The sequence below is a fragment of the Oscillibacter sp. CAG:155 genome, from assembly GCA_000436875.1.
Taxonomy (GTDB): Bacteria; Bacillota; Clostridia; order Oscillospirales; family Oscillospiraceae; genus Oscillibacter.
In genome coordinates, this window is sequence record FR890902.1 from 1 (window position 1) to 12698 (window position 12698).

Genomic DNA, 12698 nt, shown 5'->3' on the forward strand with positions numbered 1-12698 from the left:
TTACTTTCTTACGAGCACCCGTCTAAAGCCGGGGCCGCTTTTTCAAATCACTCAGTCGTAAAGCTCGTCATCCGCGTAATCATCATACTCAGAGCCGAATCTCTGGGTCAGGCGCTTTTTCATTCCGCAGCAGCCCACACTGAGATCGTGCCAGCCGCCGATCAGCAGGCAGACAAACGCAGCGAAAGCCAGACTGGCGCCAACGATCTTCATGACCATGCGTGCAGTTTTGCTCATAGCAGGTTCCTCCTCATTTCGGGCAAGTTTCCCGGATGCTTGTACTTATGATACACCGTTCCCCCGGATTTTACAACTCTTTTTCCGCTGTGCTTCCCGGCGGTGCAGATCAGAACGGGAGTTTTTCACCGCTCAGCCAGCGAGATGGAACTGCAAAATTTTTTTCAACATTTTTTGTTGAAAACTGCCTTTGCAAAATTTGTCGGATTTTCATATAACAAAAGTACAACATGTAGCTTGCATGCGTAATTCCGGTTGCGTGCGGCTGCACGTTTTATTTTTGAGATTGGAAAGGAAGATCAATCCATGAAGCGCATCAAAGCAGCCTGTATCTGCCAAACGCTCCACTTTATGCTCAAAGAAGGCGTGGACCATGGGTACGCCGTGTCTCTGGTAAAGCAGGAAGTGGAGCAGTACAAGCGGGGAATGGACCGCAGCCGCACCCAGTACAAAATCGTGGAAGAGACGGAGCAGCCAGACGGTTCCATCCTGCTCGTCATCAAGAAGCAATACAATTCCAGCCCGGTGGGCAGTTATCTGGACTGAGCCGTAAAATAAAGCGTGCAGCCTGCGGCGCAAATCCAGCAGCCGCAGTTCTGCACGCTTTTTTCAGGTGGGAAACAACTTTTGCATATCTATAAAAAGAGGCGGCATCTGCCGCCTCTTTTCGTTTTTTCAGGGCGTTTCCGTCCCGTGGTCCCGGGACAGCAGCACCACGCTCTCCACATGCCGGGTGCCGGGGAACATATCCACGGCGCAGGCCCGGACGGCCGTATACCCCACCTGGGCAAAACGCTTCACGTCTCGTCCCAGCGTAGCAGGGTCGCAGGAGACATATACCACCCGCTCCGGTCCCATGGCCGCCACGGAATCGATGACCTCCGGCGCAAGCCCCTTCCGGGGCGGGTCCACCGTGACCACATCCGGACGCAATCCCTCGGCCTCCAGTTTGGCCGACACATCGGAGGCATCACCGCAGAAAAACTCCGCATTTTCCACGCCGTTGCGCGCTGCGTTCTCCCGGGCATCCCGGATGGCAGGCGCGACGATTTCCGCGCCGATGGCCCGACCTGCCTTGGCCGCCAGGCACAGCGTGATGGTGCCGGTACCGCAGTAGAGGTCCAGCACCGTCTCCCGCCCGGTGAGGCCGGCATACTCCAGAGCTTTGCCATAGAGCACCTCCGCCTGATCCCGGTTCACCTGATAGAACGAGGGCACCGACAGCTTGAAGGTGAGGCCGCACAGGGTATCCATCAAAAAGTCCTGGCCCCAGATGGTGCGGTACTTCTCCCCCAGGATCACATTGCCCCGGCGGGTGTTGGTGTTGAGCACCACGCCCACCGTCCGGGGCGCAGCGGAGCGGACCAACGCTGCCAGTTCCGGCTCTCGGGGGACCTGCCGTCCGTTTGCCACCACGCAGCAAAGGCTCTCCCCCGCCCGGTTCACCCGGACATACACATGGCGGATCAATCCCTTTCCGGTGGTCTCGTCATAGGCCGGGATCTTGTACCGCTTCATCCAGGACGCCACTGCCTGAGCCGTCTTGTCGGAGAGCTCCGACTGGATCAGGCATCGCTCAATGGGCACCACCCGGTGGCTCCGGGCCTGGAAAAAGCCGATGGACCCGTCCGCCCCCACGGGGTACTGGCTCTTGTTGCGGTAGTGGGTGGGGTTCTTCGCCCCCAGTATCTCCTCCACCTGGAGGTCCGTCCCGCCGATGCGGGTCAGGGCATCCTGGACCCGCTGCCGCTTGGCCCACAGCTCCTCCGTATAAGTCAGGTGCTGGAAGTCGCAGCCGCCGCACCGGCCGTAATAGGGGCACTCCGGCTCCGCCCGTTCCGGCGAGGGATGGTGGATCTTCACGATCTCCCCCGCCGCCGCGGTTTTCATGACTTTGGTGATTCTCAGATCCACGGTCTCCCCCCGGACCGCCCGGGGAACAAAGACCACGGCCCCGTCCAGGCGGACGATGCCCAGGCCCTCGCTGGAGTATCCCTCCACAGTGCCGGTGTACACGCCGCCTTCTTTTAGTTTCTCCATCCCGGTGCTCCTTAATGCTCGTTTTTGCGGTCCGTCCATTCATCCGGAACTTCCCGGATTCGGTCCGCTGATGAAACAGTCCCAAAAATCCAAACGGTGCTTTTCTTTGATGGCAGGCCCCCGACGATCCTACTCAGACGCCAGGATCCGTTTTCCGTGGGGATATGGAGGCGGAGTTCCGCTCCGTTCCCCGCCGGGCCCCGCGTCGATCAATCCGACGCCTCTTCTCCAAACTCCGCAAACAATCCCGTCTCTTCCGACAGCGGGATCAGTCCCAGCAAGCGGTACTCCAGCCGCGCCTGCCACGCCCCGGCGTCCTCCGGCAGAGGCTCTTCAAAGAGCACCAGCGCCGAGAGGTTGGGGCTGAAGGTAGAAAAGGATGCCGGCAGCTCCACCAGCTCCGCCCCATGTCCCGCATAGTCCGTCAGAAGGGTCTCCCGGCTCTCCCGGAAGCCCGCGCCGGGCATCACATTGCTCTTCTCCTGGTCATAGATGATCCGCACGGGCTGCTGTTGGAGCGGCAGTCCGTCGGTGCCGTAAACCACGATGTCCCGCACCGTGTAGGGCAGCGTCCAGGAAAGGGGTCCCTCGTTGTGCCAGCCGATGTTCAGTCCGGCCAGCAGGCAGCCGTCTCCCTCCGCCGCCAGGGCGTTGAATTCCGCTACCCCCTCCGCCGTATAGCCGGAGGGACCCCACACCTCCATTTGAGGCCGGGTATAGACTGCCCCTGCCAGCGCCAGTACCAGCACTGCCAGGAGTCCCGCCAGAATCCGCGTGCGCTGCCGCTTCATGGGACACCTCCCTCACTCGTCCCACTTTTCCAGAACCTTCCGCAGCTGATCGGCGAATTTCGCCAGAGACTTGTTGTCCCGGCCCTTGGCCCGCTTGATGGCCTCCACCACCATCTGGCCCACGGCCACCAGGCGCTCGTAGGCCGCGGTGGACTTGGGCTGGCCATCGAAGGACTTGATCTTCCGCTCCGGCAGATACCCCGGCGCCACCTGAGTGTTGGTGATAAGGTCGTAGACTTCCGTATACTGAGGGGCGTGGGCCTCGAATCCCATTCCCTGGATGGTCTGGGCGAAGAAGGGCGCCACCTCCCGGTCGCCGTGGACCACAAAGACGTGCTGGGGCTTGGGGTCCTGGAAATCTGCGATCCAGTTGAGCAGATGATCCCGGTCAGCGTGGGAGGAAAGGCCCTGGAAGTTCACGATCTGGGCGTTGACGGCGATTTCCTCGCCGAAGAGCTTGACGCTCTTGGCGCCGTCCAGCAGGTGCCGGCCCAGCGTCCCCTCCCCCTGGAAGCCAACGAACACCACGGTACACTCCGGCCGCCAGAGGTTGTGCTTGAGGTGATGGCGAATCCGGCCCGCATCGCACATGCCAGAAGCGGAGATAATGACCTTGGGGGTGCGGTCCTCGTTCAGGGCCTTGGATTCCTCGCTGGTCTCCGTCATCCGGAGGTTGGTGAAGTTGAACATATGGGTGCCGTCCTTCACCAGCTTCATGGCATCGTCGTCCAGATAGCCGTGGAGGTCTCCGGTGAAAATGGTGGTGGCCCGCTTGGCAAGGGGCGAGTCGATATACACCGGGAAATCCGGGTTGGATTGGACCATATGGGCGTCCTTGATCTCCCGGATGAAGTACAAGAGCTCCTGGGTACGGCCCACGGCAAAGGAAGGGATGATCACATTGCCGCCTCTGGCCATGGTCTCATCGATGATCTTTGCAAGATCGTCGGTGTAGCTCCAGACCTCCGTGTGGTTGCGGTCGCCGTAGGTGGACTCCATCACCACGTAATCGGCACCCTGGAAATGGACCGGGTCCCGGATGATGGGCTGCTTGATGTTGCCCAGGTCGCCGGAAAAGACGATGCGCTTTTTCACGCCGTTCTCCGTCAGGTCCATGGCGATGCACGCCGACCCCAGCAGATGGCCCGCGTCCACAAATTCCACTTCCACCCCTTCGCACAGGTCGATGACCTGTCCGTACTCGCAGGTGGTCATGAACTCCCGCACCCGCTGGGCATCCTCAATGGTATAGAGCGGGTCCACATGAGGGGCGCCGGACCGCTCGCCCTTGCGGTTTTTCCACTCGGCATCCTGCTCCTGGATATGGGCAGAGTCCAGCAACATGATATCCAGCAGCTCAGCGGTGAGCCGCGTGGTGAGAATCTTCCCCTGGAAGCCCTGCTTGATGAGCATGGGAATCCGGCCGGAGTGGTCGATGTGGGCATGGGTCACCAGCAGGTAATCGACGGTATTGGCCGCGAAGGGAAACTCCGCGTTGGATACCTCGTCCCGGCCCTGCTGCAGCCCGCAGTCCACCAGAATGCGTTTCCCGCCGATATCCAGACAGTGACAGCTGCCGGTCACGCACTGATCGGCGCCAAAAAAGCTGAGCTTCATGTGGAGAGCCTCCTTTTCGTTTGGTTGCCTTTATCATATCATGTCCCGCTGGAAAGCACAATCGACGATTTGGGAAATGCGTCTGGTTTTCCCCGGCTGCCGCGCTTTGTCCCTTTCGTACATTTTTCTGAGGTTAATCTTCCATCTTCTGGTATTCTTGTCAGTTCAGTTCCTTGAAATTGTGAACTTTTTGCGCAGATTCGGATTTTTCTTTGCATTCCCTTCTCAAGTGTGGTATGCTACTTTTGCTTTTTTGTGGGATTCACTCCCACTTATTTAATAAATAGAGACCCGCAGGGGTCCCGGCACCCGGTTTTTCACGCCAGACGGGGTGTTTGGAAAGGAAGTTGCATAAACGATGAGTCTGATGAAGAAACTGTTTGGCGACTACAGCTCCCGGGAGCTGAAGTCCATCTACCCCATCGTGGACAAGATCGACGCTCTGGCCGATGAGTACAAGGCCATGAGTGACGCCCAGCTCAAGGCCAAGACGCAGGAGTTCAAGGACCGTCTCGCCAATGGTGAGACCCTGGACGACATCCTGCCCGAGGCCTTCGCCACCGTCCGGGAAGCTGCCGACCGTGTGCTGGGCATGCGCCCCTACCGGGTGCAGCTGGTGGGCGGTATCGTGCTGCACCAGGGCCGCATCGCCGAGATGAAGACCGGTGAAGGCAAGACCCTGGTGGCCACTCTCCCCGCTTACCTCAACGCCCTGACGGGCCGCGGCGTCCACATCGTCACTGTCAACGATTATCTGGCCAAGCGCGACAGCGAGTGGATGGGCAAGGTCCATCGTTTCCTGGGTCTGAAGGTGGGGCTGATCGTCCACGGCCTGAGCACCAAGGAGCGCCAGGCCGCCTACGCCGCAGACATCACCTACGGCACCAACAACGAGATGGGCTTCGACTATCTGCGGGATAATATGTGCATCTACGCCAGCGAGCTGGTGCAGCGGGGCCACGCTTTCGCCATCGTGGACGAGGTGGACTCCATCCTCATCGATGAGGCCCGTACCCCCCTCATCATCTCCGGTCAGGGCGACAAGTCCACCCAGCTCTATGACATGGCCGAGATGTTCGTCTCCCGCCTGACCAAGCAGGTGGTGGTGCAGATGGACAACAAGGAGGAGGAAGCCCCCGACATCGACGCCGACTATATCGTCGATGAAAAGGCCAAGACCGCCACCCTCACCGCCCGAGGCATTGCCAAGGCGGAGGAGTTCTTCCATGTGGACAACTTGGCGGACCCCTCCAACGGCACCCTCTCCCACCACATCAACCAGGCCATCAAGGCCCACGGCGTCATGAAGAAGGACATCGACTACGTGGTCAAGGACGGTGAGGTCATCATCGTTGACGAGTTCACCGGCCGTCTGATGTTCGGCCGCCGCTACTCCAACGGCCTGCACCAGGCCATTGAGGCCAAGGAGCATGTGACCGTGGCCAGCGAGAACAAGACCCTGGCCACCATCACCTTCCAGAACTACTTCCGTCTGTATGACAAGCTCTCCGGCATGACCGGTACCGCCATGACCGAGCAGGAGGAGTTTGCCACTATCTACAACCTGGATATCGTGGAGATTCCCACCAACAAGCCCAACCAGCGCCACGATCACCACGACGTGGTCTACAAGACCGAGGCGGGCAAGTTCCGTGCCGTGATCCGGCAGATCAAGGAATGCCACGAAAAGGGCCAGCCCGTCCTGGTTGGCACCGTGTCCATCGAAAAGAACGAGCTGCTCTCCTCCCTGCTGGCGCGGGAGGGCATCCAGCACAATCTGCTCAACGCCAAGAACCACGAGAAGGAAGCTGAGATCGTGGCCCAGGCCGGTAAGTATGGTGCCGTCACCGTGGCCACCAATATGGCCGGCCGTGGTACCGATATTATGCTGGGCGGCAACGCCGAGTATCTGGCCCGGGCGGATCTGGTGAAGGCCGGCTATGCGGAGGACGTTATCACTGACGCCACCGGCTATGCCGAGACTGACAACGAGGACATTCTGGCGGCCCGGAAGCTGTATGCCGAAAAGCTCCAGGAGCACAAGGCCCAGATCGCCGACGAGGCGGAAAAGGTCCGGGCGGCAGGCGGTCTCTTCATTATCGGCACCGAGCGCCATGAGTCCCGCCGGATCGACAACCAGCTCCGCGGCCGTGCCGGCCGTCAGGGCGACCCCGGTGAGACCCGCTTCTATATCTCTCTGGAAGACGATCTGATGCGTCTGTTCGGCGGTGACCGCATCCAGAACATGATGGAGAAGTTCGATCTGGATGAAGACACCCCCATCGAGAATAAGATGCTCACCAAGGCCATCGAAAACGCCCAGACCACCGTGGAGTCCCGCAACTTCCAGTCCCGGAAGTCCGTGCTGGAATACGACGACGTCATGAACAAGCAGCGGGAGATCATCTACGATCAGCGCAAGCAGGTCCTGGACGGCAAGGACCTGAAGGAGACCATCCTGAACATGATGCATACCGCCATCTCCAACCACGTGGCCATGGCCTTTGGTGAAAAGTCCGCTCTGGACATGGCCGGTTATCGGGAGATGATGCGCTCCATGGATGGGCTCTACTTCCCCCAGGGGACCATTTCCCTGACGGAGGAGGAAGTTGGCGAAAAGTCCGAGCAGGACTTCGTGGAACTCCTCACCGACGCCGCCTCCAAGACCTATGAGGCTAAGGAAACCGAGATCACGGCGCCCATCATGCGGGAGCTGGAGCGGGTCATCATGCTGCGGGTCGTGGACGAGTACTGGATGGATCACATCGACGCCATGGACGACCTCAAGCAGGGCATCCGCCTGCGGGCCTACGGCAACACCGACCCCGTCATCGCCTACAAGCAGGAATCTCTCACCATGTTTGAGGAGATGGTGGCCGCCATCCAGGATGAGACGGTCCGCCGCCTGTTCTCCGTCCGTCTGAAGAAGGACGAGGAAGTCAAGCGGGAGCGCGTGGCCAAGGGCATGGTGGAAAACGTGGGCGGTGACGGCACTGCCCCCAAGAAGCAGCCCGTCAAGTCTGTCAAGATCGGCCGCAACGATCCCTGCCCCTGCGGCAGCGGCCTCAAGTGGAAGAAGTGCACCTGCAAGGAATATCACGATAACTGATCCCGACGGGGAAATTTCCCCATCGTGTTGCTGAGCGCTATGCGTCCCCTGTTCTCCTGCCGGAGGGCAGGGGGCGCCTTCTTTTCCGGGGAGAGATCTTTGATATGCGATCTGACTCCTCTCCAGTTTTTCCCCCCCTGACTCCTCCGACGACCGCAACGGCGCGGAAGAACTCCTCTGACAATTCTGCAAGGAGGTCCGTATGTCCTTTCTGACCCATGAAGAAAATGGCCTTGTCTGGCTTACCTCTCCCCTGCTCTCCGGCGTGCGCCACGGGTTTTCCACCCGGCAGGGCGGTGTGAGCCAGCCACCCTTCGATACCATGAATCTGGCCCCCGGCCGGGGGGATGACCCCTCCGCCGTTCAGGAAAACTACCGGCGATTCTGCGGCGCCCTGGGAATGGCCCCTGCCCGCACAGTGCTGAGCAAGCAGGTTCACGAGGCCACGGTTCGCCTGTGCACCGCCGGGGATGCCGGCAAGGGACTTCTGTCTCCCCGGGACTATGCGGCAGATGCTCTCATTACCCGGGAAGCAGAGCTTCCCCTGGTGGTCTTTTCTGCCGACTGCGGCATCATTTTGCTCTATGATCCAGCGGAACAGGCTGTGGGTGCCGTCCATGCCGGTTGGCGAGGCTGCGCAGCCGGGATTCTGGAAAAGACGGTCCAGGCCATGACCGCCTCCTTCGGCTCCCGTCCGGAGGATCTGGTGGCCGCCATCGGCCCCTGTATCCAGCAGTGCTGCTTTGAGACGGATGACGACGTGCCCGCCGCCATGACAGCGGCTCTTGGGGGGGATGCCGCCCCCTATCTCACCCGGCAAGGCGCAAAATGGCACGTGGACCTCTCCGGTCTGAACCGGCAGTGGCTGCTGCGGTCAGGCCTTTCCCCGGCCCATATCGACCACTGTCCGCTGTGCACCGCCTGCCGTCCGGATCTCTTCTGGTCCCACCGTAAGATGGGGCAGGCCCGGGGTGCCCAGGTGGCCATGATCTCCCTTGACAAGGAGCATTGAGAGGAGCCGCATATGAGACGATCATTCAAGCGAATTCTGGCAGCAGCGGCCATTCCGCTCCTGCTGCTGACCGGCTGCAAAAACAGCGAGCCGGTCAGCAGCCTGCAGTCCGATGATCCGCAGGAGGAAGAGACGGAAACCACCCGGATCGTGCTGCCCGATACCTTTACCCTGCCCTATGAACCCGACCAGACGCTGGACCCGGTCACCTGTCCGGACGGCGTGCAGCAGACGATAGGCTCGCTGCTCTACGAGGGGCTGTTCCGGCTGGACGAAACACTGACGCCCCAGCCTTGGCTTTGTACGTCCTATCAATACGATCCCACTACCTATACCTACACGTTTACCCTCCGCAGCGGCGTTCTGTTTTCGGATGGCTCTGCTTTCACCGCCGCCGATGCGGCGGCCACGCTGCGCCGGGCCATGAGCTCGGACCGCTACCGGACCCGGCTGTATCAGGTCACCGATGTCTCCGGCAGCGGCAGCGTCCTGACCGTGACGCTCTCCGGCCCCAATACCTCCTTCCCCGCCCTGCTGGATATTCCCATCGTCAAGGCGGGCACGGAGACCTCCCTGACCCCCATCGGAACCGGCCCCTATCAGTTTACCGCCGGAGAGTCCAGCGGCCGGCTGACCGCCAATCCCAACTGGTGGAATGGCGGAACCCTTCCCATCCAGCAGATCTTTCTCTCCGACGCCGAGGACCGGGATACACTGCTGTATCAGTTTTCTTCCCATGATATTCAGCTGCTCACCGCCGATCTCACCGGCACAAATCCCATTACCGCTACTGGAAACACCAGTTTCCAGGATGTGGATACCACGGTTTTACAGTATATCGGAATCAATGTCAATCGTGCGCCCTTTGACAACGCTGCCCTGCGCAAGGCGCTGGGCCTGGGAATCAACCGGGCCGCACTGATCAGTGCCTTCTTGTCTGGCCACGGCACTGCGGCCCAGTTCCCGGTCTCTCCGGCCTCGTCCCTCTACCCCGGTGATCTGGAGTCCGTCTACTCGTACGATGCCTTTGCCTCCGCCATGTCCGCTGCCGGATACGCCGGCGGCACCTCCAGCCGCACGGTCAAGCTGCTGGTCAATGAGGAAAACAGCTTTAAGGTCTCCATCGCCAATTATCTTGCTGAATCCCTGTCCGCCTTTGACCTGAAGATCGAGGTGGAGAGCCTCCCCTGGGAAGAGTATGTGACCGCGATCAGCGCCGGGAATTTCGACCTCTACTATGGTGAGGTCAAGCTCACCGCAGACTGGAACCTCGTCCGTCTCCTGGGGACCTCCGGCTCCCTGAATTACGGTCGTTGGTCTGACGCACAGACCGATCAGCTTCTCTCCGCCTATGCCTCCGCCGCAGACCCATCTTCTGCCATGAGGACACTTTGTGCCTACCTGAAGGAACAGGCCCCCATTTTGCCGGTATGCTTCAAATCCACCTCCGTTCTTTATCAAACCGGCGTGCTGGAGGATCTGACATCCACAATGACGGAGCCATTCTATAACCTTACTTCCTGCTCCATCCACCTGAAATCCAACCCAGGTAAATAAATTAAGAGCGCCCCGATGGGGCGCTCTTTTTTCAGGTATTGGGGCTGCGGGCAATCAGTGCCAGCTTTTGTGCCCGGCTCATCCGTTTGATGGCGGCCTCCCGACGCAGGGCGGCGGGCCAGTCCTCCGCCTCCTCCTGATAGGCCAGTTCTACCGGCAGGCGGCTGCGGGTATATTTGGCACCTTTCCCGCTGCGGTGCACGGCAAGCCGATTTGCAATATCTGTCGTGGCACCCGTATAGAGGCTCCCGTCTCCGCACCGGAGTATGTACACGTAATTTCCCACTTTCTCACTCCCTCTGTTTTCGATATCGTGCGTCTTGTTGGCCCTGCAAAGCCCCGCATGTGGACTTCCCCGCCCTGCATAGGGTAAGGGTAGGAGGGGTGCCATATGCTGTCTGCCGCGCTGCTGCTGTTTGCCAATACACTGCTGTTCTCCCTTCGCCTTTCCGGCGGAGGCTCTTTTCCAAAACCGCTGTCTGCCGCTGAGGAGCGGGAATATCTGCACCGCTACGCCCAAGGCGATCAGGATGCCAGGGATATTCTGATTGAACGCAATCTCCGCCTGGTGGCACACATTATCAAAAAATACTACACGCAAAATGGGGACCAGGAGGACCTAATTTCCATCGGAACCATCGGCCTCATCAAGGGCATCACCAGTTTTGACCCGGACAAAGGCGCGCGGTTGGCCACATATGCGGCCCGCTGCATTGAAAATACTATCCTCACATAGCGGAACTATCGGAGGATGAAGTAGCAAAACAGGCACCTTTTGGTGCAAAATGGCGCCTGCTGGCGCAAGTGGAAGTCCGCTGCTACATTCTGATTTCCAATATATCAGGTTCAGTAAAAGTAGCCCCGCTACAAATTCTTCAATTTCCGGTGATACTGCCGCACAAGTTTCAGGATGCAGAAAAGTTCAATCTGCAGTTCTCGGACTTCTCCGAAATCACTGAAACAGCGGACAAGCTCCGCTGGCTTCGATACCAGAAAGGCTTGCGGCAGAGAGACGTAGCTGACTACGCCGGTATATACCGAAGTACTTATATTCATTATGAAGAATATGGAAAGGACTTTTACTCTCCGAAGCACATGGAGAAAATCGCGCAGCTTTTCGAGGTTCCAGTCGAAAGACTTCTGGATGACTACAATCTCTTTCTGAGAAACGGCCAGGGTAAGCAGATCAAGGCAATTCGAATGAAGCTTGGCCTAACTCAAAGAGAGTATGCTGATAGGCTAGGCATCAGCCTTTGCAACCTCAAACAATGGGAGCAGAACAGAAAACAACTTTTCAAATCCACTTGGGAGAAGTACTTCAAATAGAGGGTAAATGCTCTTAACTGCGATGAGAATGTACTGCGTGACTGTCGTATACAGAATAACCGAGCAGACTGGTCTTGATAATCAGTCTGCTCGGTTTTCTATCAGGTCAGCGTTCATGAGAACCCTGTGGATTTATTATGCTTGTTCTTTCAAATGCTTCACTACTGCATCTACCAGCTCTAACTTTTGCTCCGTGGAACAGGGCAACTTCAAGATGTTCTTCAGTGCCTGCTCTGCATGAAATTTTGCAAGTTCATGGGCAAGTTCCTTTTGTGCTTGCTCTGACTTGGGATAGATTAGAAATACTTCCATTGTTGCCCTCCTTTCCAGAGCGTTTGATGCTTAACTCTATGTGCGTTTTCCATTGCATATGCCGTGTCTGAATATTCCCAGACTTCGAATTCAGCATGTAGACCTCCTTCTACATAAACTAAAGAGCTCTTCAGAATAAATGTAGAAAAAGAGGGCCTTTTGACCACCCTAACGGGATAAAAATCTTCCAACGATTGACTATGCAGGAAGATAGGAAGAAAAAGAAACAGCCCTGCTGCAGTTTACTCTGCAACAGGGCTGCTCTCTTTTAATAATCTCTGCGTCTTTGCAATGACTGACCAAATATCCTTTTCGAATTGGATACTCCCATGAAATAACGGAGCCAAAAAGAAAAGGGCCTCCTTTATGTTCCTCAAATCCACATAATCGGTTCGGTTGTCTTGGAGGTGTTGATGCGTTTCATAATATCTGACCCGCACATCTTCTGATACAGAATCCGAAACGAAGTAGGTCGCAATAAGGCCGTCAATAAGCGCGACCTCATCCATCGTAAAGAACATATAATTTCTCCCATCGTGAACAATACCAGCATATAGTACCACACAGCGCTCTCAAGTACAAGATAATTCCTGTTCCGCAAAGCAGCAGCCATGGAGCGTTTCATATTCTGCCAGCAGCTCCGATCCAGCGGCACGATAAATGCAGCCGTCCACACCGCCGCCACCCAGCAGCGACT

12 protein-coding genes and 2 pseudogenes are annotated in these 12698 nt (G+C 58.1%); 6 read left to right on the forward strand and 8 right to left on the reverse strand.

What is annotated here, in order from left to right; translation table 11 throughout:
• Positions 1 to 51: 51 nt before the first annotated feature.
• Positions 52 to 237 carry a hypothetical protein gene (locus QZL67_RS05465; protein ID WP_022289743.1) on the reverse strand — a complete coding sequence of 62 codons (186 nt, stop codon included), beginning with the start codon at positions 235 to 237 and terminating at the stop codon, positions 52 to 54.
• Between the two features lie 306 nt (positions 238 to 543).
• Here QZL67_RS05465 and QZL67_RS05470 point away from each other — a divergent pair, with 306 nt between their 5' ends.
• On the forward strand, positions 544 to 783 hold the full coding sequence (locus QZL67_RS05470) for a hypothetical protein (RefSeq protein ID WP_022289744.1): 240 nt from the start codon (positions 544 to 546) through the stop codon (positions 781 to 783).
• A 129-nt stretch (positions 784 to 912) separates the two neighbouring features.
• Here the strand turns inward: QZL67_RS05470 and rlmD are convergent, their stop codons facing one another.
• The 3 genes from rlmD to QZL67_RS05485 form a co-directional block, all read right to left on the reverse strand.
• Positions 913 to 2277 (reverse strand): 23S rRNA (uracil(1939)-C(5))-methyltransferase RlmD, encoded by a 1365-nt coding sequence (gene rlmD / locus QZL67_RS05475; RefSeq protein ID WP_022289745.1) that lies wholly within the window; start codon positions 2275 to 2277, stop codon positions 913 to 915.
• A 209-nt stretch (positions 2278 to 2486) separates the two neighbouring features.
• The gene (locus tag QZL67_RS05480) at positions 2487 to 3068 is read right to left on the reverse strand and encodes a hypothetical protein (protein ID WP_022289746.1); all 582 of its coding nucleotides are present in this window, start codon (positions 3066 to 3068) and stop codon (positions 2487 to 2489) included.
• A gap of 12 nt (positions 3069 to 3080) precedes the next feature.
• Positions 3081 to 4685 carry an MBL fold metallo-hydrolase RNA specificity domain-containing protein gene (locus QZL67_RS05485; RefSeq protein ID WP_022289747.1) on the reverse strand — a complete coding sequence of 535 codons (1605 nt, stop codon included), beginning with the start codon at positions 4683 to 4685 and terminating at the stop codon, positions 3081 to 3083.
• Between the two features lie 358 nt (positions 4686 to 5043).
• Between QZL67_RS05485 and secA the strand changes: the two genes are divergently transcribed.
• From secA to QZL67_RS05500, 3 genes are all read left to right on the forward strand, one after another.
• Positions 5044 to 7794 (forward strand): preprotein translocase subunit SecA, encoded by a 2751-nt coding sequence (gene secA / locus QZL67_RS05490; protein WP_022289748.1) that lies wholly within the window; start codon positions 5044 to 5046, stop codon positions 7792 to 7794.
• 202 nt (positions 7795 to 7996) lie between these two features.
• On the forward strand, positions 7997 to 8806 hold the full coding sequence (pgeF, locus tag QZL67_RS05495; RefSeq protein ID WP_022289749.1) for a peptidoglycan editing factor PgeF: 810 nt from the start codon (positions 7997 to 7999) through the stop codon (positions 8804 to 8806).
• A gap of 12 nt (positions 8807 to 8818) precedes the next feature.
• The gene (locus QZL67_RS05500; protein WP_022289750.1) at positions 8819 to 10363 is read left to right on the forward strand and encodes an ABC transporter substrate-binding protein; all 1545 of its coding nucleotides are present in this window, start codon (positions 8819 to 8821) and stop codon (positions 10361 to 10363) included.
• Between the two features lie 31 nt (positions 10364 to 10394).
• Here QZL67_RS05500 and QZL67_RS05505 read toward each other — a convergent pair whose 3' ends face one another.
• Positions 10395 to 10649, reverse strand: coding sequence for a GIY-YIG nuclease family protein (locus QZL67_RS05505; RefSeq protein WP_022289751.1), 255 nt, complete (start codon positions 10647 to 10649; stop codon positions 10395 to 10397).
• Positions 10650 to 10754: 105 nt separating this feature from the next.
• On the opposite strand from QZL67_RS05505, the pseudogene QZL67_RS05510 reads away from it, so the two are divergent.
• A pseudogene (locus QZL67_RS05510) lies at positions 10755 to 11093 on the forward strand (sigma-70 family RNA polymerase sigma factor); the annotation flags it as partial.
• Between the two features lie 74 nt (positions 11094 to 11167).
• A complete protein-coding gene (locus tag QZL67_RS05515; protein WP_172592787.1) occupies positions 11168 to 11689 on the forward strand; it encodes a helix-turn-helix domain-containing protein in 522 nt (173 codons plus the stop codon).
• A gap of 135 nt (positions 11690 to 11824) precedes the next feature.
• Here the strand turns inward: QZL67_RS05515 and QZL67_RS05520 are convergent, their stop codons facing one another.
• The 3 genes and pseudogenes from QZL67_RS05520 to QZL67_RS11615 form a co-directional block, all read right to left on the reverse strand.
• The gene (locus QZL67_RS05520; RefSeq protein WP_022289753.1) at positions 11825 to 12001 is read right to left on the reverse strand and encodes a hypothetical protein; all 177 of its coding nucleotides are present in this window, start codon (positions 11999 to 12001) and stop codon (positions 11825 to 11827) included.
• Positions 12002 to 12243: 242 nt separating this feature from the next.
• A complete protein-coding gene (locus tag QZL67_RS05525) occupies positions 12244 to 12522 on the reverse strand; it encodes a hypothetical protein (protein ID WP_022289754.1) in 279 nt (92 codons plus the stop codon).
• Positions 12523 to 12606: 84 nt separating this feature from the next.
• Positions 12607 to 12698, reverse strand: a pseudogene (locus tag QZL67_RS11615) (macro domain-containing protein); the annotation flags it as partial.

What these genes read in the sequence shown, in the direction of transcription:
- QZL67_RS05500 (WP_022289750.1), top strand. Translation starts at nt 8,819, where the DNA reads ATGAGACGATCATTCAAGCGAATTCTGGCAGCAGCGGCCATTCCGCTC.
- QZL67_RS05480 (WP_022289746.1), bottom strand. Translation starts at nt 3,068, where the DNA reads ATGAAGCGGCAGCGCACGCGGATTCTGGCGGGACTCCTGGCAGTGCTG.
- QZL67_RS05525 (WP_022289754.1), bottom strand. Translation starts at nt 12,522, where the DNA reads ATGTTCTTTACGATGGATGAGGTCGCGCTTATTGACGGCCTTATTGCG.
- QZL67_RS05465 (WP_022289743.1), bottom strand. Translation starts at nt 237, where the DNA reads ATGAGCAAAACTGCACGCATGGTCATGAAGATCGTTGGCGCCAGTCTG.
- QZL67_RS05485 (WP_022289747.1), bottom strand. Translation starts at nt 4,685, where the DNA reads ATGAAGCTCAGCTTTTTTGGCGCCGATCAGTGCGTGACCGGCAGCTGT.
- QZL67_RS05470 (WP_022289744.1), top strand. Translation starts at nt 544, where the DNA reads ATGAAGCGCATCAAAGCAGCCTGTATCTGCCAAACGCTCCACTTTATG.
- QZL67_RS05520 (WP_022289753.1), bottom strand. Translation starts at nt 12,001, where the DNA reads ATGGAAGTATTTCTAATCTATCCCAAGTCAGAGCAAGCACAAAAGGAA.
- pgeF (WP_022289749.1), top strand. Translation starts at nt 7,997, where the DNA reads ATGTCCTTTCTGACCCATGAAGAAAATGGCCTTGTCTGGCTTACCTCT.
- rlmD (WP_022289745.1), bottom strand. Translation starts at nt 2,277, where the DNA reads ATGGAGAAACTAAAAGAAGGCGGCGTGTACACCGGCACTGTGGAGGGA.
- secA (WP_022289748.1), top strand. Translation starts at nt 5,044, where the DNA reads ATGAGTCTGATGAAGAAACTGTTTGGCGACTACAGCTCCCGGGAGCTG.